Below are 22,978 nucleotides of genomic sequence, written 5' to 3'. Positions count from 1 at the left end.
AATGTTAGCCATAAAAATAACCTCTATTTTTTTATTCAGTAATAATTTCCTCTTTTTCATTGTTAATAAATATACATAATCTTAATTAACACTTTAGACAAAAGATTTGTGATGATTTATTACCAACCAGGTCTAATAATTTAATAGGGAAGCCGGTGTCCGGAGCGACACAACACGCCCGCCATAATTGGTAATTTGACATACCAGGCCATTTTTGTTTTTTAGAGTGAATAGTCTTACGTCTTGATCTCCAATGGTTTTTTGAAAATTACTTTCAGGAAATAGTATTATTTCGGATTTGCGGTCTGAACAAGTGAATAGCGCTAATACTGCTAAAAATAAGCATAAGATGTTTATGTATTTATTTATGGTATTCTTTCTTTTCGTCATAATACTCCAAATTTCTACGTTCTTGTAGATAACAGAAATTTTATGTTTAAGAATAAATATTTGAGTCTAAATAAGCGTTCTTAAAATGACCCTTGGGGTCATAGGTTTTTAATAATTCCAGGAAATCAGGGAACTTTTTATATGATTTTTGAAGCGTTTTCGGGTTTATTGTGAATAGTTTAGCCCAGTGTGGTCGTACGTCAAACGGTGCAAGTGCGGCTTCAAGCTCCGGTAATAACTTTTTTACTCCTGGCCAATCAGATTTCCATGTAAAATGAAAGGCTACGCTAGTCCTTTTGTAAACCTGGCTCATCCATAAATTGTCGGCGGCAACAGTCCTAACCTCGGAGATGTACAGATAGGGGAGTATTTTTTCACCAAGATTGGCAATAGCTCTCATAGCTTGACCGGCATGTTCAATTGGAACAAAATATTCTGATTGTAATTCATCCCAGGCGGAAGGCATGGCATTGATCTTAAAATGTGGCAACCTATCATACCATGGACCGGCCACTCCCATTTGGTCGGTACAAGATTCTGCGGATAAGTCAATTATTGGATGAATATTTCTGTCGCTAGCCTTTCCTCCAAAAAAATCCGTTCCCAGATTATCAACAGGTTGGTCAACACGTCGTTTGATCCAAACCTGATCAACAATGTCGCTTTGCCATTTAGTAAAAAGACTCACACTATAGCCGCTGGACATAATTTGGTCAAAATTCTCTATGACATTTTCCAATGGTAAATCCAGAAAAATGTCCTGACGTGCTTCGTATGCGGGTTGGATGTCTAATACCATGCTTGTGATAATTCCAAGACCTCCCATACTTATAACAGCTCCATCGAAAATATTCGGGTTATTATCACGACTTAGTTTGACCAGTTGACCGTCAGCCAAACAAATTTCCAGACCTCTTACTGCCGTTGAAAGATTCCCGTTTTTCGTTCCGGAACCATGGGTCCCTGTAGAACACGCACCGGCAACAGTTACTTGTGGTAGAGACGCCAGGTTGTGTAATGCAAACCCTTTCTCATATAATTGAGGAACCAGTTCTTCGTATTTGATGCCGCCTTCTATGGTTACTGTTTTGTTGGTTTCTTCAATAGAAATTATTTTGTTGAGTTTCCTAAGCGAGATCTGTGACATGGGACTATCTGCAATATCGTTGTAACTGTGCGTAGAACCAAGTGCCTTTTTGTTACCTGCCTTGAGCATTAACTCCTGAACCTCCTGGACCGTGGAAGGATGTTCAAGGTGTTCAGCCCTGAAAATAATATTCCGCCCCCAGTTTCTTCGCTCTATGCCTGTTTTCTTTGAAACAGAATAACCGGGTTTTTCAGGATTTCTCCCTGAGCGGTTTAAACAGCCTACTAATGGAGATGTAAGGATGGTTCCCAGAGTAAACGCAGAGGTGGTTTGTAAAAATTTCTTTCTTTTCATTTCTCGTTAAATTTTAACTATTAAATATATGTCTCATTAAAAAACCAATTAATTCATCCTAGAACATACAAGATATGCTAAAACCACTTTCACTAATTTTCAATTTGGACTAGTGCTTTTTTTATGCTGTTCACTTTGGCCCTCTCTGTGGATTCATTCCATATCAAGAATGAATAGGCTTGGTTGAAAAATTATAGTTTTGACAAATCACTTATCAAGCCTTCTATACCAAGACTACTCACATATAGTGTAAAACCCATTATTAGAATCAATATGATGATATCATGAATTTTATTTACATATTGATCCATAAGTGATTTTTTACAGGTCAAATAAAATACCGACCCTATAGTAAGTGGTAACACTATAGCTATACTGGCTTGAGATAACATCAAAATGAATACAGGCCTAAAACCAAGGCCTATGCCCAAAATACTAGATAAGGTTAAAAACAGCACAATTAAGCGAGAACTTATGGTTTTTGTGTTCCTTTCTTGTTCTTTGTAATCTATTATCAACCAAGGAATTACTAACGTGTTTGGAAGGTGAGAAGATAAACCCGCTGCAAGAATACCAATTACAAAAACACCAAGAGCGGCTTTACCAGCGATAGGCTCCATAAGTGGAATCATTTCGGCAACATTATTCAGGCTTAACCCTTTAACATTTAAAGTTGAAGATGCTGTAATTAATATAGCAGAACTAATTATAAACATTAAAGCGGCGCTTACAAAAGCATCACGTTTTTGAACTTTATTATCAGACATATCCCAACCTGTATCTTTAATTATTTGAGAACGTATGATAAAGGCAAAAACAGAAACTGTAGTTCCTACCATACCGGCAATAATGATGAATGGACTATTGTCACTGCCTTCAGCAGTTTCCGGAAATTTTGGAATATATCCTTTCCCTAACTCTGAAAGTGAAGGAAAATTAATAAACATGGTCGTTATAAAAGCCAGTGCCATAATAGCGACTAAAACAGCTAATATTTTTTCAAATAAATCGTAATTACCAACCCAGATTAGGGCATAAATTAAAACACCAAAGAAAATAGCCCAAGCTAAAGATGAAATATGCCAGGGTAAAGCAGCTTCAGACCACTCCGACATAACATCAGCCATAATACCTAATAAACCTGTAAGAGCACTAACAATAATAGTTGATAAAGCGACAATCAAAATTATGGCTAAAGCAGGATGAATATGTGTTTTAATACCCTGAATTACCGTTTCCTTAGTAACCATAGTGTAACGGCTGAAAAGCACGATTAAATAATAGGTCATTAAACAGCTTACCAGAACCGTCCACAATAGGTCTAACCCAAAATTAGCACCAGCCTTCGACATTGAAGTAACACTTCCCGTGCCGACATTATAACCAATTAAAAAAATTCCAGGCAGTACACTTATTAGTAATTTCTTAAATTTTGACATGAACACATTTTTTACTGATTTATTTATTATCTAAAACGTCTGATAATTTTAAGTTAAACGGAGCCGATTTAGTTAATCGACTCCAGATTAAACTAAAACTAACTCAAAACAACTTACTCAATCAAATTGCTTTTTTCAAGACTGTATGCAATGCTCTCTTCATTGAACTTAACGTATACAATTTCCATAATACCATTTCTATGATCAAATTGCTCATAAGATCTTACCAACTCTATATTTTCGCGCGATATAATGGATAATTTAACCCCTCTTCCATCAAGAGATAGTGATGCTTCTTGATCTTTTAAGTGAACCTGGACATCCTTCATGCCATCATTAACTAATATGGGCCACGCCAATTTTTTAGCCCCTTGAATTCCTATAAACTCATTATGTATAGTAATTATATCGTTATTAATAGTAATGGTCTCAACTATTTTAATGTCTCTAATTTGGTGTGTAATACTAAATTCAACGGTTGAGTCATTTTCTTTAAGAATGGTAACCTTAGGGCTTGTATTGTTTTCTTTGGCCAAAGAAACCCAAACCCCTTCATCGTCTTTCCACAAGGGACCTAAAGCCATGACATTATTTTCACCTCCAAAATACTGAGCTATACCATCGGAAGGTCCAAGCTGTGGATGCCCCCCTTTTACGTGAACACGAAGAATTCCGGTAGGGTTATATTTTTGATCTCCTTTAGTGTCATATTCAATGTAAGTCCCATTGGAGTTAGCAAATACTTTATGGAAAGGTTCTAAAACTGGTAATACAAAACCACCTGTATCGGCTGGAGCGGGAAGCTCATTCACCGCACTATCTGAAAATTGCCATGCTTGGGCCAACATGGACATAGCCAACATGTTATAGCATGTATGAACAGAATACCTTTCGTAAGCATGTCTTTTTTCAATTGGGAACCTGTTTTTAACAATAAATCCAGAACCATCTTCACGGATCCAATCCTGCATCGAACGTAGCGATATCATAGCTGCTCTTTTAAAGGCTCCAGCCTCTTTTTTAAGGCCAAGTTTGGCGTAAGCAGCCGCGTAAATCTCAAAAACCACACATTGTTCTGCTTCATTCCATATATGATGGCTACTTCTATATCCGGTTGGAAGCTCCCCAACAGGAGATTGCATGAATAAGGAGGTCCAGGCACCTTTCCAAAGTTTATCTTTAAAACTCAGTACCTCTCTTCCCTTATATCCCAGTTGTAGCATACCAGAAAGATAATGTCTTGGAAAAAGATCATATGCCAGCGGGTTTCCGAATTCGTTATACATACCGAGCTCGGTGAAATTTTTAAGCTGTATGCCCAGCATCTTCTCTACATAATTAAAGTTGGTGAAACCATTTTTTGCCCTTAAAAATTCTCCTGCGGTATGGACAAGGACCCAATTATTTTCATCTGGATTGTCATAAGTACGGTATAACTTATCTATTTTAACGGCATGTATTTTGTCTTCCCATGATTTTAATTGCTCAGAACTTACATATGGCTTATAAGTTTCATAGGCAAGCATAACCGGCCAGGTATAAAAATCTCCATGGTCTCCATTAACTGAGGCATTGACCATATCAGTCAAAGAAATATCCAACGCCTTTATACCCATTTTTGCCAAATGGTCATCAATAGAAATGGAGGCGGAAGCCACCAAAGCTCCCACTGCATGTGCAAAACAGGGGGTAGTATAATATTTCTCAACTTTATCAACCGGATCAATGATCCTGCCTTCCTCATTCTGATATTTCAACATGGCCCTTACCTGACCTTCAATTATTTTCAAATAATCAGTTTTTCCTAGATCAGTAGGCATAAACTCATTAAAACGGGGCTGTCTTTCAAGAAAGGCTTTTATTTTATCAGAAAGAGGATGTGTTTCCTCAACCAAGAGATCCGTTCTAATGGCCCGTGAAGGTATAAGCAAGGTATCTCCACCTGACAACGCAGGGCTTTCATGATTCCCGGCACCTTTTTTTGAGTAAGAATTACAACCTGCCAAACCAAATAATATTAAAAGAGTTATCATTTGAACACATATACCTTTGTTTATAATATTATACTTTTTCATTATTCACCTTTTATGTATCCAAAATTTGAGGTTATGCCGCCGTCAACGTAAATGATCTGACCATTAATAAAAGAACCAGCTTTAGAAGCAAGTAACACCCCTAAACCACAAAGGTCCTTGACTTCTCCCCATCTTTTTGCCGGGGTTCTAGTCATAATTAAGTCGTTAAAAGGATGGCCATCTGCTGCCAATGTCTTTGTTTTAGCGGTTTTAATATAACCCGGACCAATGCCATTTACCTGAATGTTATGTTTGGCCCATTCAACGCACATGTTTTTGGTTAACATTTTTAACCCTCCCTTTGAAGCTGCGTATGCCGAAACAGAATGTCTTCCATATTCGCTCATTAATGAACAAATATTAATGATTTTACCTCCTCCCCTTTGTATCATGGAAGGAACCACCGTCTTAGATACCAAAAAAGCGGCGCTTAAGTTTACGTCCAACACTTGTCTGAAATCCTCAATATCCATTTCTAAAAGCGGAATTCTTTTAATGATTCCCGCACTATTTATGAGAATATCAATATTTCCAATCTTGTCTATCAAACCTTTAACTCCCAACTTCACCTGTTCCACATCGCTTACATCAAAACAAGCAGTAGTAACTTCTATTCCGGAACTTTTTAGTTGTTCTTTAGCTGCTTCAAGTTTTTTGGGTTCTCTACCATTGATACATATATGGGCTCCTGCCTGACCCAAGGCCAAGGCCAGCTCTTTTCCAATACCATCGGAGCCGCCAGTAACCAGTACTACTTTTCCATTTAACTTAAAGTCATCCAGTATGGTTCCCATCCTACCTTAATTCTGTCTTTTTTATAACATCCATATCAGTAAAATCCAAGTTTTCGCCGGCCATACCCCATAGAAAACTATAATTAGATGTGCCCGCCCCAGAATGAATTGACCATGGCGGCGATATTACAGCTTGATTATTTGCCGTCCAGATATGACGTGTTTCATGACCTTGTCCCATAAAGTGACATACTACATGATCATCAAGTAAATCAGTATATAAGTATACTTCCATTCTTCTGTTATGTGTATGGGCGGGCATGGTGTTCCATACACTTCCAGACTTTAACTTTGTCATACCCATTTGTAACTGGCAAGTTTCTACAGTTGCCGAAACAATATATTGTAATATCTGGCGTTCGTTAGCATCTTCTTTATTTCCTAGATCTAAATAAATTATGTCATCTAAGGTTATTTTTTTAGATGGAAATGCATGATGCGCCGGTGCAGAGTTTAAATAGAATAAGGCAGGAGTGATTTTATCTGTACTTTCAAAAACTACTGATTTAGAGCCCATACCAATATATAAAGCTTCATTCTTATCCAAAACATATTCGCTTCCATCTACGGCTACAATTCCTGAACCGCCAATATTAATGACTCCTACTTCTCTTCGATCACAAAAATGTTCTGATTTCAGCGGATCGATGGTTTCTAAGTTTAAAGCATTGTCAATAGGTACTGCACCGCCAGCAATAAATCTATCATAGTGACTGTACGTTAAAGAAATCTTATTTTGAATGAATACTTTATCTATTAAAAAATGTTCTCTTAATTTAGTGGTATCATAAGATTTCACATCTTCTGGATGCGCTTCATAACGTTCATCATATATGGTCTTTGTCATATTTATTTATTAATTGTTATTTAAATTCATTTTATACATTTCACTGGCAGCCAATAAGAAGGTTCCTGTTACATACTCATGAGAATCATCCTTAGAAAGGTTTACCGGTTGATCACCTACTAATTGTCCCCATTGAACTTTCCCTTCTTTACTTATTTCATCTGTAACCGATTTCCATGCTTTTTTCACAACGGGCAAGTATTCATTCTTATCAAGAATTCCATTATTTATACCATAAGCAATACCATAAATGAAGAAGCTAGTTCCACTTGTTTCTTTAAAAGGCGCGTCGTCTGGGTTTGCTAAGTTTGGATACCAAAACCCTTCTTCTGTTTGGCATGCTTTTAAAGCTGCCGCCATATTTTTAAGAACAGACTCATAGCGCTTATAGTTACCATGCTCTATAGGCAAATACTCCAGAATTCTTGCAATTCCGGCAATGGCCCAACCATTTCCTCTAGACCAAATAATTTGTTTACCATCTTTTGTTTTTTTAGAAGGAAAAAAACGTTTATCACGATAAAATAGATTTAAATCTGTATTGTATAACTTACCGTAAACATCCCAAAACATGGCATCCATCCAATCTGAGTATTTTTTATCTCCAGTAAGGTTATATAGCATTGCCAAAGTTGGCGGTCCAGTAAATAAGGCGTCTACGTACCTCGTACCATTTTCATAATACCATTGATGTGGATTACCCTTTGGGTTTCTAAAATTCGGATTGTCCAGATGGTCTATAACGCCTCTTATCTTACTCTTTTCTGGCTTTGCCATATAAGACTGAATCATTGCTTGTCCGATAGTTAACAAATTAGCTCCACTAGCAGAATGCACAGGTGGTAACGTTGGCACTTTCCAGTTTAAAGATTTGCACAACTCATCGGTTTGCTGTAAAAAAACCTTATCTCCTGTAGCATTGTAACATGCCATTACACCTGCATAGTAAGTACCTCGGATCCAATTGTCGTCATATGCTCTCCACGGGTTGTCTAATTGATATTTATTAGTTCTGTGCATGAACTCTTTTATGGTACTTCTGTCAAAAATGGATTGGGCCTTTATGCTTAGCGAAACCGCCAAAATAGCCAATAGTGATAGGATGCTTTTTTTCATGATCATAGTCGATTATTTGATTAATTACTCTTTTATTGAAGTAATGAATATAAGTTAATATTTATTGGGTCATTACAAATAAGATGTTTCTTGGTAAATGTAACGCCTACTTACTAATTTAATTAACCAACTCCCTTGATTTTAGGAGCTGGCTTTTACTTGGATTGCTTTTTTCTAATTTATATAACCTGGATTTTGTTCCAGCGTCACTTCCGTGTTTAATTGTATTTCGGCAAACGGTATTGGAAATAGGTTATTAAATGTTTCAATGGTTGTTCCTGCAAATGGGTTCCCTAATACTGTCCTATCATATACCATACCCAATCTTGCCAGTGTTAGCCTTCTGTCTTCCTCATAATTCAATTCGCGCATACGCTCATCCAGAATATAATCAATATCTACTTCTCCAGGCGTTACTGGAATAGCTTGAGACCTGTTCCTTAGCATATTAATATCATCGGCTGCAGCGGTTGTGTTATTCTGCGCCAAATAAGCTTCAGCCCTAAGTAAATAAGTCTCTGCAACTCGCACCAAATACCAATCTGTAACGGTTTGTCCAGAAAAATTTGCCATTTGCCCTGTATCGGGGTTAGCTAAGATTTCATCCGGATGATCATTATAAGTTGATATTTTGGTTACGTTTGGATAGAAATCGCGCAATGTATCCTGAGCTGACAACCCATCGAACCAAGACTGTGGAAAATCACTAATGTTTTGTCCAAAATATGCTGAAGATGGATTGTCTGATACCCAATCCCTTTGAATATTCCTATTGTTATTTCTTAAATCAATATCCCAATTGCCGCCTCCCCAAATGGTGTGCGTAAAATATGGTGTAGGTCTAATAAAACCAACAGGTCTGCCTCCATTTTGAGTACTTGCTCCAAAGAATATTTTTTGACCATCAGGATCGTTTAAGAACCAATAGAGGCAGCCATAATAACGCTCATATCTTAAAGGGAAACCGTTCCATTGCTCAATAGCAGTTCCTCCCGGTACATTGAATTCCTCTTGAAGAATCAAAATACCTTCTGTATTGCCTGTGTTTCTATTTTGGTTATTTCTCTGAAACAAATCCCAATAAGGATCTCCAACATCACCTGCTCTATTACCAAAACGAGATGTCATTAGGCTAATTGCGGGGTTGTCTATTACCGCATTAGCGGCAGAAACTGCACTTGTATAATCACCTGTTGCAATATAAAGTTCTGCTAAATAATGGTTAGCTGCCGCACTATTTAATTTTCCCTGTGCCGAAACTTGGGTGACATCAGGTAAATTAGCAGCTGCAAATTCCATGTCGGAAATTGCTTGATTTAAAGTCTCTTCTTTAGAGGCCCTAACAAAGTCTCTTTGAGGTCCTGAAATTTCCTCTAGTACTATAGGTACGCCTCCATACAAATATCCTAAACATCTGTAAGCGTATCCTCTAAACCATCTGGCTTCAGCAATATGCGAGTCTTTTTCTGATTGAGTGGCATAAGTAATGTTCTCAATTCTACCAAGAATGATGTTTGAGTTTGCAATTATTCTATAATAACGCCTCCAAAAATATTCAACAATACCAGATGAAGGTAATAATTCAACTCTGTAATCGCCTAAACCACTGGCTGCCGGGTTTCTAGCAGACATACACAAATCTGTTCCCGAATGCATCAAATTATTATTAACACCATCATGCACTTCCCTCAAGATACTGTAGTTTGCAACAAGAGCAGTTTCAATATCTGCAGGATTGGTATATGATATTTCCGGACTTAAAAAGTCTAAGGGAGTTTCGTTTAGGCGCTCTTCATCGCAGGCTGCTAACGATATCAGTAAGCAAGCTAAGATTATATATTTATAAATTTTCATAATACTATTTTTTTAAAAAGTTAAATTAATACCCAATGAATAACTTGTCATAACAGGTCTAGCGCCTAAGTTAAAACCAGCACCTGTTTCAGGGTCTATTCCTTCCCAATTCGTCCATGTGTGTAGATTTTTACCAGTGGCAAAAACACGAAGTTGATTGACGAATGTATTATCCAATAAAGATTTAGGGAAGCTGTATGAAAGCCTAACATCTTGAAGTCTTATAAAACTTCTGTCGGACCATTTATGACTTGTGGTTAAATTTCCAGGGTCATCAAAGAGAATACCTGCATGGGGAGCATTTGGATCTACGGGTGACCAGGGTCTGAATTCTCTAACGATATTGTAGGTACTGGCATTATCACTGCGCCACCTGTATTCGGTCGCGGTTGGCGTATTTTGTCCTAAATATCCATCTTTGCCTCCTTGAATAGAATTAATAAATACACTTAAACTTAAATTTTTATAAGTGAATTCATTGAAAATACTAAAACGATAAGCGGGTTCTGTCCTACCCAAAATTCTACGGTCTCCATCTGCCGAAATAGCCCCGTCACCATTTAAATCTTCGAAAATACGGTTACCAGGATTAAACCCTGCAGGGATATTGTCTCCTAATTGATAAACACGCCCAGTATCTACATAGCCATAAACAGCACCTATAGATTCTCCAATAAATAAATTGTTTTGTATTAAATCGTCTTCAACACCATCACCATCATCATCTTTTCCTAAAACACTAACAACTTCATTTTTGTTTGTTGAAAAATTCACGGTGCTTTTCCATTTAAAGTCCTCTGAATCAATATTTAGACTTGATAGAGATACCTCAAGACCTGTATTAGCTACTTCCCCTAAGTTGGTCCAAATATTCTGAAAACCTGTAATCCTTGGGATTTCAACAGCATATAGAATGTCCCTGGTAGTAGTATTATAATAATTGATACTACCGCTTAACCTGTTTTTCAAGACAGCAAAATCCAAACCAATATTGAGCCCTGTAGTAGTTTCCCAGGATAAATCATTATTTCCTAAGGTTGAAATGAACTGTGCGTAGGCCGAATTATTTTCAAAAACATATGAGAAACCTGTTTGGGCCCTGGCCAAGGTTTGATATCTACCAACTGTTCTATTTCCTGTTTCACCGTAAGTAGCTCTCAGTTTTAAATTATCAACCCAAGGTAATGCCTTTTGAATAAAGGGCTCTTCACTGGCTGTCCATGCAACCGCTACCGAAGGGAATGTTCCAAATTTGGTATTGGTACCAAATCCAGAAAAGCCATCTCTTCGAACCGTAAAAGTCAATAAATATTTGTCGTTATACTTGTAATTAAGCCTACCCATCTGATAGATACTACGTTCATCCCATGCACCTGAAAAAACCAATTGTTGATCCAGGTCTCCTGCTTCAAGAGAATTATAACCTAATACACTGTTTAAAAAGGTTCCTGAATTAGCACTTGTGTCCTCTCCTTCTCTTTCCTCATACCCATATAAAAGTGTAACATCTAAATCATGAATATCATTGAAAGTTTTACTATATGTTAATAAATTATCAGTAGTTCTGTCAATGGTATATGAATTATATTTTGATGCTGTTCCAGTAAAATTATTTCCAATGTCATTAAACCTATAATCCCTTCTGGTTCTATAACTCACTCCATGGTTAATCCTGTACTTAAGCCCTTTTATAGGGAGTTTGATAGTGGCGTGAAAGTTTCCAAACAAGTTTAAACGCTTGTCTAATTGATCTATTTCCAGTGGCAGTAAAGGACTTCTATCAATTCCGATAGGGTCGGTTGCCAACGTACCGTCATCATTGTAAGGAGCAATGAGAGGTGAATATAAATTTCCTAAAAGTAAATTGGCCTCAATTCCAGAGTAATCTCCTATGGCCAATGATGTCTCCATGCCCAAGGTTAACCAATCTGTAACCTTATTTTCAAAATTTGCTCTTAAATTTGTTCTTTTATATTTATCGTTTCTTACGTATCCATCTTGCTTTGTATGGCCCGCAGATAAAAAGTAACTCGTTTTATCTGTTCTTCCAGACACATTTATATTAATGTTATGAATACTAGCATCCTGAGTAACTAGGTCTAACCAGTTAGTATCTGTACCATTGTTATATCCATCAATGATAGACTGATATGGAAAGTTTCCTGCTTCATCAAAAGCTGGGTTTGGTTGTGTGTAATCCGGGGCCAGAAAAGCATCTTCATAAAACCTTTTATACACATGATCAATAAAACCTTGCCTCCCTACAGGGTGTAATCTGTTCGCAGGTGAATCAAAAGAATAATAGGTTGAAAAGTTTATCTGTGGCTTCTCACCTCTTTTCCCTTTCTTGGAGGTAACTAGTATAACGCCATTAGCAGCTTGCGAACCGTATATAGCCTGCGAACTTGCATCTTTCAGGACATCAATGCTCGCCACATCTGCAGGGTTGATATCGGCCAAACTCCCTCTGTAAATAACACCATCTAAAACAATTAAAGGACTATTACCTATAAGTTGATTAGAATCATTAGGGTTGACTGCAAACGTATTCCTGCCTCTAACCTCAATTGAAGGCGACCCTCCTGCACTATTAACAGCTCCAACATTTAAACCAGCTACGGATCCCTGTAATGACTGCACAATACTTGTATTAGGTTGATCGGCGAATGCCTCAACATCTGCACTGGCAACAGACCCTGTAAGATCAGATTTCTTTTGCGTTCCATAACCAACAACAACAACTGCTTCTAATTGAGCAACATCTTCACTTAAGATGATATTAAGTTGTGATTGATCATTAATTACTACTTCTTGGGTTACGAACCCAACATAGCTAAAAACAAGTGTACCTCCCTTAGGTACTTCTATAGAGTAATTACCATCAAAATCTGAGGTTGTTCCTGTTGTTGAATCTTTTAACAGGACAGAAACCCCAGGTAACGGAACTCCAGACGCATCTGTTACTTTACCCGTAACCAACTTCTGAAAATCTAATGAAACAACTTCATTGTTTGTATTAATTTCAGAGTGTACATCTGTTAATGCTATCGTCAATTGAGAACAGAGAAATAAAAGAATTAACCAGATAGTCGTCGACTTCCATTTGAAAGAATGTCGATCTTTGTTGTAAAGTTTTTTCATAAGTTTAATTTGTTTAGATTGATTTAACTAAATAACACACAAGCACACTTATTAAATTATAACCAAAACCCTATATTTTTTATAGAATTAGTAAAAAAAATCTTTAATAATATTAATTTGCTCATTATTATGGGTGTAAAATTATATTTTATCAAATATTCGATTATACTAATCTTGATTATTTATATATAAATATTTGCATTATAAATACCTTATATCTCTATAATGATAATATTAACACACTTTTTCTTATTATAAAACACAGTTAATGCTATACTGATTTTATAATTATTAGTCTTAAGATTAAAGGAAAATGCTAAAGGCTTTAAAAACTGGTGCTATAGCCTCTATATAAAAAATGTGCGCTTCTTAGGGATAGAATGTTATTGTAAATTAAAACAAGTTTTAAGCTTATTTTGATCAGGTTTTGTAGAACTCCTAAAACAGCAGACCAAGGAATTCTCTTCTATTAAAGTAGCTAAAAATGTAATTTTTCGCTTTAATTATAAATTAGGTTTGCTTATAATTTCATGTTAGGTCAGCTATATTGCTTCTCTTTTTTACGAATAATACTATTATTTTTTCTGTATTTATTAGGTGAAACTCTCTTAATACGCTTGAATATTTGTGAAAATGAAGAAGGGTTATTAAATCCAGACTCATAACATATTTGAGTCATTCCCAAATCATCTTCTAGTAGTAACTTACAGGCATACTCTACGCGAATCTCATAAAGAAACTCCACATAACTTTTCTTAACTGTATTTTTAAAATATCTGCAAAACGCGCTTTTTGATAAATTGGCAATATTAGCTATTTCTTCCAAAGGGATGCTCCTTCTAAAATTTAAAGTAGTGTGTTTTATAATTCTATTCATCCTATCTTTTTCCTTTGGATTAGTTGACTTATGTAAGTCATAGTTAGATAGTACAAACTTCTCCTCTGTTTTTGACATTACATTTAGAATCTGCATTAAAGACAATATTTGCTCCAACGGAGATTGTTGGAGCATTTCTTTTAAAATACTGCCGATCAACTCATTTGCTTTCCCGGTAATTCTTAAGCCACCCGAAGCATCTCGAAGCGTTTTTAATATGCCATAAGCCTCCGGTAATCTCAAAAAATCCTTTCCGGCAAAATCAGGGAGAAACTTAACAACAATAGCTTGGGTGTCTAATTCATTATCTTCATAAAATATATCATCACTCATCCATACATGGGTAAGTTGCTCTCCAACTAAAACCAAATCTCCTTTTTGATAGGATTTTATACTGCTACCAACATACCTTGTTCCAAATCCCTCAACAATATAAGCCAGCTCAAGCTCTTTATGGTAATGTAATGGATTAGGAAAGTACTTTACATGCTGATGTTTTATGGTTAAGGCACTCCCGGGTTCATAACCCATAGAAAGAAATTTAGCTTTACTCATTGCACTAATTTTATCAAAATAACTTATTATCAACTTAATAATGCAAATATACGTATAAAATAAATCAATATTAAAATACAATGTTTACAGCCTATTACCTTACTTTGAAAAAAATCTAATTATGTATTCTAAATTTCACAAGTTACTTTGGTTTTTTAATGGCTGTTTTCTAATCATGTTTTTTTCCTGTAAGCGAACTGCTGAACCTTTTTACACGGTTTCAGTAACTAATGATTTAGACATTTCAAGATCTAATGAATCTATAGAAATATGGTTGGACCAGTTAGACATCCAATTCAAAAAAGTGGAAGAATATAAGGTGCTTGACAAGCACGGTAAAGTTGTACTTTCTCAAACGGTCGATATAAATTCTGATTCCATTGGAGATTACCTATTGTTTCAAACTCATATTGATGCCAAAGAATCAAAAACATTTACTTTGAAAAGGGTTCAAAATCCAGATGTTAAAATCGATTATTCAAATTATACTTACTCCAGATTTGTACCTGAACGGATGGATGATTTTGCCTGGGAAAATGATAAAGTAGCCTTTCGAACCTACGGTCCCGAATGTCAGCGTCTATACGAAGCTGGTGACGCTTCAGGCCTCATTTCCAGCGGAATTGATTGTTGGTTAAAACGTGTTGACTACCCTATTATAGATGCATGGTATGCCAATTACCAAAAGGGGATTTCATATCATGAGGACCGCGGAGAAGGTCTGGATAATTATCATGTAGGGACAACAAGAGGTTGTGGAGGCACCTCATTAATTTGTGAAGGGAAAAGTATATTGAGCGAAAATTTTGCTTCGTGGAAAATTATTGCCAATGGACCAATCAGAACAATTTTTGAGTTAAACTATGAGCCCATTGATGCCTGTGAAAATAAGGTCTCTGAGAAAAAAACAATTTCAATTGATTTAGGATCTCATTTTTATCATTGTGATGTTTCATATACTTCAAATATAGCATTGAAAGCGGCATCCGCCGGTATCACTCTACACAAAGGAGCTGGAACTATAAAGTTTGACAAGAAAGAAGGCTGGATTTCCTATTGGGAGCCTTTGGATGATTCTTTTTTAGGAACAGCCGTATTACTTGACCCAAAATCAGCTTTGAACTATGATTTGGACACAAGCATACATGAAGATGAGCGTCTTAATAACATTAATATTTACAGTGTGCTAACCAATAACGGTTTTAGTTATTGGGCTGGTTTTGGCTGGAAAAAACAGGGTGATTTCACCGATTATGATGATTGGACCAAACATCTTAAGGAGACCTCATTAAAAATGAACAACCCCTTAAAAATAGAAATTATAAAAGAATAGAGTTATGTGGCAATCAGACGACGAATTATTTGAAATAGCAAGAACTGAATTGTTTACAGCCTTAGTAGGCGATATACTTGATAAAATGGGCTATGAGCACCAGTTTTTGTCGCCAAATATAAAGCCTGTTGAAAAGACCATGATAGTTATTGGCAGGGCTATGCCAGTATTAGAAGCCGATGTTTTCGCTGAGTCTGTAAAGAATTCAAAGAACCCAATTATGGAGAAACCTTTTGGCATCATGTTCGAAGCTTTAGACAGCTTGAAAAAGAATGAGGTATATATTTGTACAGGATCTTCTTTTAATTATGCGCTTTGGGGAGGTCTAATGAGTACCAGAGCGATAAAGCTTCAGGCAAACGGAGCAGTAGTTAATGGTTACTCTAGGGACACCAATGAAATTGAGAAATTAAATTTTCCAACTTTTTCCATCGGTACATATGCTCAGGATCAAGGACCACGTGGAAAAGTTATTGACTATGGTATTCCTATAGAAATTAACAACATAAAAATAGACCCCGGCGATATCGTTTTTGGCGATAGAGATGGGGTGCTTATTATTCCTAAGGATGTTGAAAAAGAGGCTTTTGAGGGTGCTATTGGGAAAGCTAGAGGAGAACAGCTTGTAAAAGAGGCCTTAGAAAATGGAATGAGTACCGTGGATGCTTTTGAAAAATTTGGGATTATGTAAGGATTCTTAGGGAAAAATATAACTTTTGAAGTTATTAACAAGAATTTGATTGACATCCAATTGCATTCAAATGAAATCAAATAAAAATTACTGTCTATTTGCCGATACAAAAATTGGCAAAGATATTCCCCAAAAGATCATCAGAAGATATCTCACCTGTGATCTCACCAAAATGATACAAGGCCTGGCGGATATCAATGGCGAGGAGGTCACCGGATAATCCGGTTTCAAGTCCATCTTTAACTTTTGAAACCTCTTCCAAAGCTTTTAATAAAGCATCATAATGCCTGGTATTGGTGACAATGGTATCGTTGTTCTTCAATGCGCCTGTATTGACAAAACTTAACAGGGTGTTTTTGAGTGCTTCAACCCCTTTTCCGGTTTTTGCAGAAAGGAGTTTAATATCCTGAATACCCATAGTAAGCTCCCGTAACTCCTTTTCTGAGATCGCATCAATTTTATTGGCAATAACCACTAAGGGCTTTTGAGGGTACTGGTTCTTAATTTTTTCTATCTCAACAGATATCGCCTCAACCGACGACTTATGGGCGAAAATGGATTCGGCATCAAACAAATAAATAACCACTTGCGCCTGTTCTATCTTTTCAAAGGTACGTTTGATACCAATGCTCTCCACCACATCTTTAGTATCACGAATACCCGCCGTATCAATAAAACGGAAACCAATACCGCCGATGGAAATCTCATCTTCAATGGTATCACGAGTGGTTCCGGCTATATCAGATACAATAGCGCGCTCTTCATTTAATAACGCATTTAGCAAAGTGGATTTCCCCACATTAGGTTCCCCTACAATAGCAACCGGAATGCCATTTTTAATCACGTTACCAACAGCAAACGAATCGATCAGCCGCTTTAAAACCAACATAATACGGTCAATCAGATCTTTGAATTGGGTCCTGTCGGCAAATTCCACATCTTCTTCAGCAAAATCGAGTTCCAGTTCGATTAAAGAGGCAAAATTTAAGAGCTCTTCACGAAGTTTTGCTATCTCGGATGAGAATCCGCCACGCATTTGTTGCATGGCTATTTGATGGGAAGCTTCATTATCACTGGCAATCAAATCTGCAACCGCCTCCGCCTGACTTAAGTCCAGTTTCCCATTTAAAAAAGCACGCAAGGTAAATTCGCCTGCTGATGCCATCCGGCATCCTTTTCTTAAGAATAATTGAATAATTTCCTGTTGAATATAATTGGAACCATGACAGGAGATCTCCACCACATTTTCACCCGTATAAGAATTCGGGTCTTTAAAAACTGAGACCAACACTTCGTCCAACGTTCTGTCACCGTCAATAATATGCCCCAAATGAATGGTATGTGTAGGTTGCTTTGACAATTGCTTACCGGAAACCGACTTAAACTGTTTATCCGCCATGACAATAGCCTCTTTTCCCGACAAGCGGATCACAGCAATGGCTCCTGCCCCGAAAGGCGTTGCCAAGGCTACTATGGTATCATTGTGAATCATAAGGCAAAAATACACAATTTGAAATGCTCCGGCAGGTATAATTCATTTGTTTCAGCTTAATGGACATCTGTAGCATTAAAATGACAAAATATGACAGAAATTTGCAATACCCATTTAAAATAGCATAGCATGTTTAAGTATAAATTCGCTTATTTCTCTTGTTTAGTGACCTCACTGTTTATAATGACTTGCAGTAGCAATAATGACGATGACGAAAAAGAAGCGCCTGTAGTGGATACCATAGATCCAAGCATTAATTGTCCGTCCGATATTAATGTGACTGTCGATATTTTTTCCACGGAAATTGAAGTCTCCTATACAGCACCTGTTGGTACTGATAATATAGCCGGTGCTGTAACCACCCAAATTGCGGGTATAGCATCCGGAGCACTATTCCCCATAGGCACCACTACCAATACATTTGAAGTAACGGATGCCGCGGGCAATAAAGCAACCTGTAGCTTTGATGTTATTGTAACCCAAAACGGCCCCTCTGAGAATATACCTTATTTTGTAGAGACCAATCCAACACCTTCAGGTAAAAAATGGACCAGAGTGGATACTATGTCGGATGAGTTTAACACCAATACTTTAGATGAGACTAAATGGCTAAATACGGATCCCAGTAGATGGATTGGCAGACCGCCAGGGCTTTTTAAGAAAAATACCGTGTCAGTTGCTGACGGTAATTTAAGACTTACGGCCGACGAGCTACCGGCACCGGAAATTGTAAACGGCCATACGTTTACACATGCGGGCTCTTCTATCACTTCCATAGCTCCCATAGGACCCGGCCATTATTTTGAATGCAGAATGAAATCGAGCCAAACCTTTATGTCATCTACTTTTTGGCTCATCAATAGGAGAAGCGATGGTACCGGCTGCGATGTGCGTGTTACAGAATTTGATATCCAGGAATGTGTTGGCGAAATAACCACAACTGCCAATTGGGCACAATCATTTAATAGCAGTATGCATTCTAATACACATAGCAGAAATACCGCTTGCCCGGAAACACCAACGGGCTCGCAAGGTAATACGGCCTCCATCAATGGAAAGACCTATGACGACTACCATGTTTACGCCGGTTGGTGGAAAAGCCCAACAGAAGTAGAACTGTATTTAGACGGTAAAAAAGTAGGTACCGTAACACCTCCCTCTGAGTTTGATTTACCTATGTATCTGAGAATGGTTGTTGAAACCTATGATTGGAATCCGGTTCCCGATGGTGGCGGTATGAGTGGTACTGAAGCAGAACGCACTACCTATTATGATTGGGTAAGAACCTGGAAGTTGGAAGATGAGTAGAATGTGAGTTTGATATAATTACCAGTATGTAATGTTAGTGATCAATAATTCCATTTTGTCAGATTGAGCCTTTCGACTGCGCTCAAGGTGACAGGTCTGAATTTCATTAAGAAAACGACTTTAAAGTTGAATTTTTTACGCTAATCAGGAATTAACAAGGTAAATACCATCAGGTTTTAATTCAATTTTACGCTGTTTATATAGCGTTCCCACTGCTTTTTTAAAGCTCTTTTTACTCATTTGCAATTGGTCCTTAATGGCCTCCGGATCTGATCGGTCCGTAAGGTTTATATAGCCGCTATTATCTTCCAGCGCTTCTAAAACACGTTTGGCATTAGGCTCAATGTTTCTGTATCCTATTTGCCCCAAAGTAATATCCAGTTTATTTCCCGGACGGACCTTTTTAATAATCCCTTTCAGTTTATCGCCCACACTGACATCGGTAAATATATTATCCTTATAGATCAATCCGGTATGGGTCCTGTTCACGATAACATTCCAACCAATGTCTGAGGGATGTGAGACGATCAGATCTACCTCATCAAACGGTTTAACAGTTAAGTCTTTATTGCTTAAAAACCGGTTTGTTTTACTTGAAGCCGCTAAGCGTTCGGTTTTTTCGTCTAAATAGCAATACACCAAATACCAGCCACCCGGTTTCATTTTAAAGGCCTGTTCTTTAAACGGACAAAATAATTCCTTGACCAATCCCCAGTCTAAAAACGCGCCATAATCGTTTACCTGGTTGCAGCGCAACAACGCAAAATCACCCAACATGATATAAGGGACATCCGTAGTGGCAACCAGGCGCTCCTCGTTATCCAAATAGACAAAAACGTCTATTTTATCCCAAATTTTAAATGATTCCGGTACATAGCGATTTGGAAGTAATACTTCGTTATTTTCCTCATCAACCAGATAAATGCCGTGGTCTGTCTCACGGAGTATTTCCAAGGTGTTTATTTGCCCTAATTGTATCATCGGGCAAAGGTACAACTATCTCGCAAAGGCGCAAAGCTATTAGAAAAGGCATTAAAAAGAAGTTCTATTGGTGCCTGAGGCTCTCGAAGACACAAAAAAGATTACTGAAATGAATTCGGTGTGAGATCCTGAAATAAATTCAGGACAAGAAAAAAGCGCTACGATAATGGCAGCGCTTGACTATATAATGAACGATAGATCCCTAATAGGCTGATTCCTTACCAAAATGCTTGGTCAACAAATAATACACTACAACACGATATTTACTTCTGTTAGACCGACCATACTGATCCATTATAGCAGCAATACCTTCATCCAGATCATCACCGGCACTTAAACCCAATTTTTTAATTAAGAAATTGTTCTTTACGGTTTCTAACTCAGACTCATCCGAACCTGAGACCGTAGAAGAATCTGCATTATAAATGGATGGGCCGCAACCTATGGTCACTTTGGTCAACAAATCCATATCTGCATCAACACCGAATTTATCTTTTAAATCTGCAGCGTATTTTGCAATGAGTTCGTCTCGTTTATTCATGATAATACTTGTTTAATTGTTAATGAATATTTTTATTGATAGCTGTTCTAAAGATACCATTTTTTGGACACGGCACTTTCCGCAAAGTCTTTTTTTTATCCGATAAATTTAAAATAGTTTAAAAGCACTTCATCATTCAAATGCTTGGGTGTAAACACCTCCAATAATTTGGGCCGATCTCCTTCGGAATAAAAGGTTTGCAGGCTTTCTTCTAATTCTGAATCGTTTGAAGCCGTACTATAATCCAACCCAAACATGTGGCACAAGTGTGCTGCTGTCAGGGTATGGTTGGTTTCAAAATAAGTGTCGAAATTCTCTGTATTCTTATGACCCGGTAAAATTCTGAAAATACCACCGCCCTGATTATTAATAACGATGATCCTGAAGTTATTGGGGATATGATCATTCCACAGTCCATTGCTATCATACAGGAAACTTAAATCGCCAGAAATGAGCGTTACCTGTTTATTGGCCACCACAGCACAACCTACTGCTGTAGAAGTACTGCCGTCTATACCACTGGTACCTCGGTTACAATATACTTCCAGTGTTTTGTTTATATTGAACAGCTGTACATACCGTACCGTGGAGCTGTTTCCAAGTTGTAAAACGGTATTATCAGGAATGGCCTTTAAAATACTATCAAAGGCTTTTAAATCTGTAAATGCAATAGTATCAAGATATTCCGAATGCCTTGCTCTTCGATGGTTTTTTACAGCATCCCAGGCAGACCTGTAATCACTTGGGACGTTTTTAGCATCCGGCAATAATTTAGAGAAAAAGTAATTAGCCGGTGTTTCTATAAATCTATTTAAACTGAAAAACGTGTCGTTCGCTTTTTTAACATCCACATGCCAATGTTGCCCGGGATTATAAGCTCTTAGGAAAGCCTTGATCTTCTTTGAAATAATGAGTCCGCCAAAAGTCAAAAGAATATCCGGTTGCAGGTTTTTAAACCCTGTATCATCCAATGGAGCAATAATCTTATCGACACTTGGAAAAAAGGCATCATGATGAAGATTCGATGTCGTTTCAGTAAATACCATCACACTGGCATCATTTGCCAAAGCATCCAGCCATTGTTGCTCTATTTGATCAGGTTGATTGACACCTACCAGGATCATTTTCCGTTTGGCTGTGTTCCAGTCGTCTATACAATCGTTTAGAATGGACGGATCCAATTCTGGCAATCGTTCTTTTGGCTGTTCTACCTCGGGATTAACTGATAATGCTTCAACCCTTTCGTATAAGGGCTCATCAAAAGGCACGTTGATATGTACGGGGCCGCTCTTTTGCAAAGCCACATTGATCGCTTTATTTATTTCCGATTCATTAAACTCCTGAATGGATTGTTTTAAGCCCAGTAAGGTTTCCAGTTTGTTCTCCAGGTTCTTAAAAATAGGAAGTTCCTCCGCTGCCTCATCTTCTTCTTCTTCTCTTAAATCTAGTTTTAAATTTGCCGAATAAAGAATATGATTATCAAAAACATTTGGTTGGTTAATGGTTTGCCCGTCGCCCACACCAATTAAATGTTTGGGCCTGTCAGCCGAAATAACTACCAACGGAATATCACTATAATAGGCCTCGGCCACGGCCGGATAATAATTCAACAAGGCACTGCCCGAAGTACATACCACCACGGTGGGTTCCTGCAACTGCTGGGCTATTCCCAAAGCGAAGAAAGCGGCACAACGCTCATCTACAATACTGTAACACTTAAAATGATCATCATTGGTAAAACCAATAGTCAAGGGCGCACTTCGGCTACCTGGAGAGATCACAATATGCTTAATGCCTTTAGCTTTTGATAGTTGAATGACCGTTTGTGCGAGAGGGATCTTTGGGTATATCATTATACTTATAAATATAACTGCTAAAGTAAGAAATCCGTGTAAAATCACCGCATGACTTCTCAATACAATTTTCCGGGCTTCGACTGCCAACTGAATTCCCTCGCTAAGACGCAAAGACTCCAAGCCGTCTTAAATCTCAAATCACAAAACCCAAATTCCAACTTCTGTCTTCGGTCACTGGTCTTGAATCCTCTCGCGAAGACGCAAAGGCGCCAAGGTTTCAAATAACAATCCCGATAGCTAACGGGAC

Annotated in this window: 17 protein-coding genes; 3 read left to right on the top strand and 14 right to left on the bottom strand. The window is 37.5% G+C overall.

Annotation, left to right across the window (positions count from 1 at the left end; translation table 11 throughout):
- Window positions 1–132: 132 nt before the first annotated feature.
- The 10 genes from Q0983_RS01710 to Q0983_RS01665 all read right to left on the bottom strand — a co-directional run bounded on the left by Q0983_RS01710 (window position 133) and on the right by Q0983_RS01665 (window position 14,529).
- Complete coding sequence (locus tag Q0983_RS01710; RefSeq protein ID WP_299547803.1) at window positions 133–390, bottom strand: hypothetical protein; 258 nt, start codon at window positions 388–390, stop codon at window positions 133–135.
- Window positions 391–436: 46 nt separating this feature from the next.
- Window positions 437–1,831: an FAD-binding protein gene (locus tag Q0983_RS01705; RefSeq protein WP_299547800.1), complete on the bottom strand. Its 1,395-nt coding sequence runs from the start codon at window positions 1,829–1,831 to the stop codon at window positions 437–439.
- Between the two features lie 191 nt (window positions 1,832–2,022).
- On the bottom strand, window positions 2,023–3,270 hold the full coding sequence (locus Q0983_RS01700) for an Nramp family divalent metal transporter (protein WP_299547797.1): 1,248 nt from the start codon (window positions 3,268–3,270) through the stop codon (window positions 2,023–2,025).
- Window positions 3,271–3,383: 113 nt separating this feature from the next.
- A complete protein-coding gene (locus Q0983_RS01695; RefSeq protein WP_299547795.1) occupies window positions 3,384–5,345 on the bottom strand; it encodes a hypothetical protein in 1,962 nt (653 codons plus the stop codon).
- A complete protein-coding gene (locus Q0983_RS01690) occupies window positions 5,345–6,139 on the bottom strand; it encodes an SDR family NAD(P)-dependent oxidoreductase (RefSeq protein ID WP_299547792.1) in 795 nt (264 codons plus the stop codon). The genes Q0983_RS01695 and Q0983_RS01690 overlap by 1 nt, the downstream gene beginning before the upstream one ends.
- Window position 6,140: 1 nt before the next feature.
- Window positions 6,141–6,986 (bottom strand): 5-dehydro-4-deoxy-D-glucuronate isomerase, encoded by an 846-nt coding sequence (kduI, locus tag Q0983_RS01685; RefSeq protein WP_299547789.1) that lies wholly within the window; start codon window positions 6,984–6,986, stop codon window positions 6,141–6,143.
- A 9-nt stretch (window positions 6,987–6,995) separates the two neighbouring features.
- Window positions 6,996–8,102, bottom strand: a complete 1,107-nt coding sequence (locus Q0983_RS01680) for a glycoside hydrolase family 88 protein (RefSeq protein ID WP_299547786.1) — start codon at window positions 8,100–8,102, stop codon at window positions 6,996–6,998.
- A gap of 174 nt (window positions 8,103–8,276) precedes the next feature.
- Window positions 8,277–9,956, bottom strand: a complete 1,680-nt coding sequence (locus Q0983_RS01675; protein ID WP_299547783.1) for a RagB/SusD family nutrient uptake outer membrane protein — start codon at window positions 9,954–9,956, stop codon at window positions 8,277–8,279.
- 12 nt (window positions 9,957–9,968) lie between these two features.
- Window positions 9,969–13,097 carry a TonB-dependent receptor gene (locus Q0983_RS01670; RefSeq protein WP_299547780.1) on the bottom strand — a complete coding sequence of 1,043 codons (3,129 nt, stop codon included), beginning with the start codon at window positions 13,095–13,097 and terminating at the stop codon, window positions 9,969–9,971.
- Window positions 13,098–13,635: 538 nt separating this feature from the next.
- Window positions 13,636–14,529 carry an AraC family transcriptional regulator gene (locus tag Q0983_RS01665; RefSeq protein WP_299547777.1) on the bottom strand — a complete coding sequence of 298 codons (894 nt, stop codon included), beginning with the start codon at window positions 14,527–14,529 and terminating at the stop codon, window positions 13,636–13,638.
- A gap of 121 nt (window positions 14,530–14,650) precedes the next feature.
- Between Q0983_RS01665 and Q0983_RS01660 the strand changes: the two genes are divergently transcribed.
- Entirely contained in the window at window positions 14,651–15,862 is a 1,212-nt protein-coding gene (locus Q0983_RS01660) for a DUF4861 family protein (protein WP_299547774.1), read from the top strand.
- 4 nt (window positions 15,863–15,866) lie between these two features.
- Window positions 15,867–16,553: an RraA family protein gene (locus Q0983_RS01655; RefSeq protein WP_299547771.1), complete on the top strand. Its 687-nt coding sequence runs from the start codon at window positions 15,867–15,869 to the stop codon at window positions 16,551–16,553.
- 94 nt (window positions 16,554–16,647) lie between these two features.
- Here the strand turns inward: Q0983_RS01655 and mnmE are convergent, their stop codons facing one another.
- Window positions 16,648–18,045 carry a tRNA uridine-5-carboxymethylaminomethyl(34) synthesis GTPase MnmE gene (gene mnmE / locus Q0983_RS01650; RefSeq protein ID WP_299547769.1) on the bottom strand — a complete coding sequence of 466 codons (1,398 nt, stop codon included), beginning with the start codon at window positions 18,043–18,045 and terminating at the stop codon, window positions 16,648–16,650.
- Window positions 18,046–18,174: 129 nt separating this feature from the next.
- Between mnmE and Q0983_RS01645 the strand changes: the two genes are divergently transcribed.
- Window positions 18,175–19,353: an HYR domain-containing protein gene (locus Q0983_RS01645; RefSeq protein WP_299547766.1), complete on the top strand. Its 1,179-nt coding sequence runs from the start codon at window positions 18,175–18,177 to the stop codon at window positions 19,351–19,353.
- A gap of 144 nt (window positions 19,354–19,497) precedes the next feature.
- Here the strand turns inward: Q0983_RS01645 and Q0983_RS01640 are convergent, their stop codons facing one another.
- The 3 genes from Q0983_RS01640 to Q0983_RS01630 all read right to left on the bottom strand — a co-directional run bounded on the left by Q0983_RS01640 (window position 19,498) and on the right by Q0983_RS01630 (window position 22,728).
- Window positions 19,498–20,334 carry a S1-like domain-containing RNA-binding protein gene (locus Q0983_RS01640; RefSeq protein WP_299547763.1) on the bottom strand — a complete coding sequence of 279 codons (837 nt, stop codon included), beginning with the start codon at window positions 20,332–20,334 and terminating at the stop codon, window positions 19,498–19,500.
- A gap of 202 nt (window positions 20,335–20,536) precedes the next feature.
- Entirely contained in the window at window positions 20,537–20,875 is a 339-nt protein-coding gene (locus Q0983_RS01635) for a DUF2853 family protein (protein ID WP_299547760.1), read from the bottom strand.
- 95 nt (window positions 20,876–20,970) lie between these two features.
- A complete protein-coding gene (locus Q0983_RS01630) occupies window positions 20,971–22,728 on the bottom strand; it encodes a thiamine pyrophosphate-binding protein (RefSeq protein ID WP_299547757.1) in 1,758 nt (585 codons plus the stop codon).
- Window positions 22,729–22,978: the final 250 nt, after the last annotated feature.

Source organism: Seonamhaeicola sp., assembly GCF_028281565.1.
Taxonomy (GTDB): domain Bacteria; phylum Bacteroidota; class Bacteroidia; order Flavobacteriales; family Flavobacteriaceae; genus Seonamhaeicola.
This window is presented reverse-complemented; position numbering and strand designations above follow the sequence as displayed.

What these genes read in the sequence shown, in the direction of transcription:
- kduI (WP_299547789.1), bottom strand. Translation starts at nt 6,986, where the DNA reads ATGACAAAGACCATATATGATGAACGTTATGAAGCGCATCCAGAAGAT.
- Q0983_RS01680 (WP_299547786.1), bottom strand. Translation starts at nt 8,102, where the DNA reads ATGAAAAAAAGCATCCTATCACTATTGGCTATTTTGGCGGTTTCGCTA.
- Q0983_RS01700 (WP_299547797.1), bottom strand. Translation starts at nt 3,270, where the DNA reads ATGTCAAAATTTAAGAAATTACTAATAAGTGTACTGCCTGGAATTTTT.
- Q0983_RS01705 (WP_299547800.1), bottom strand. Translation starts at nt 1,831, where the DNA reads ATGAAAAGAAAGAAATTTTTACAAACCACCTCTGCGTTTACTCTGGGA.
- Q0983_RS01635 (WP_299547760.1), bottom strand. Translation starts at nt 20,875, where the DNA reads ATGAATAAACGAGACGAACTCATTGCAAAATACGCTGCAGATTTAAAA.
- Q0983_RS01675 (WP_299547783.1), bottom strand. Translation starts at nt 9,956, where the DNA reads ATGAAAATTTATAAATATATAATCTTAGCTTGCTTACTGATATCGTTA.
- Q0983_RS01670 (WP_299547780.1), bottom strand. Translation starts at nt 13,097, where the DNA reads ATGAAAAAACTTTACAACAAAGATCGACATTCTTTCAAATGGAAGTCG.
- Q0983_RS01640 (WP_299547763.1), bottom strand. Translation starts at nt 20,334, where the DNA reads ATGATACAATTAGGGCAAATAAACACCTTGGAAATACTCCGTGAGACA.
- Q0983_RS01665 (WP_299547777.1), bottom strand. Translation starts at nt 14,529, where the DNA reads ATGAGTAAAGCTAAATTTCTTTCTATGGGTTATGAACCCGGGAGTGCC.
- Q0983_RS01660 (WP_299547774.1), top strand. Translation starts at nt 14,651, where the DNA reads ATGTATTCTAAATTTCACAAGTTACTTTGGTTTTTTAATGGCTGTTTT.
- Q0983_RS01695 (WP_299547795.1), bottom strand. Translation starts at nt 5,345, where the DNA reads ATGAAAAAGTATAATATTATAAACAAAGGTATATGTGTTCAAATGATA.
- Q0983_RS01630 (WP_299547757.1), bottom strand. Translation starts at nt 22,728, where the DNA reads ATGATATACCCAAAGATCCCTCTCGCACAAACGGTCATTCAACTATCA.
- Q0983_RS01645 (WP_299547766.1), top strand. Translation starts at nt 18,175, where the DNA reads ATGTTTAAGTATAAATTCGCTTATTTCTCTTGTTTAGTGACCTCACTG.
- Q0983_RS01710 (WP_299547803.1), bottom strand. Translation starts at nt 390, where the DNA reads ATGACGAAAAGAAAGAATACCATAAATAAATACATAAACATCTTATGC.
- mnmE (WP_299547769.1), bottom strand. Translation starts at nt 18,045, where the DNA reads ATGATTCACAATGATACCATAGTAGCCTTGGCAACGCCTTTCGGGGCA.
- Q0983_RS01655 (WP_299547771.1), top strand. Translation starts at nt 15,867, where the DNA reads ATGTGGCAATCAGACGACGAATTATTTGAAATAGCAAGAACTGAATTG.
- Q0983_RS01690 (WP_299547792.1), bottom strand. Translation starts at nt 6,139, where the DNA reads ATGGGAACCATACTGGATGACTTTAAGTTAAATGGAAAAGTAGTACTG.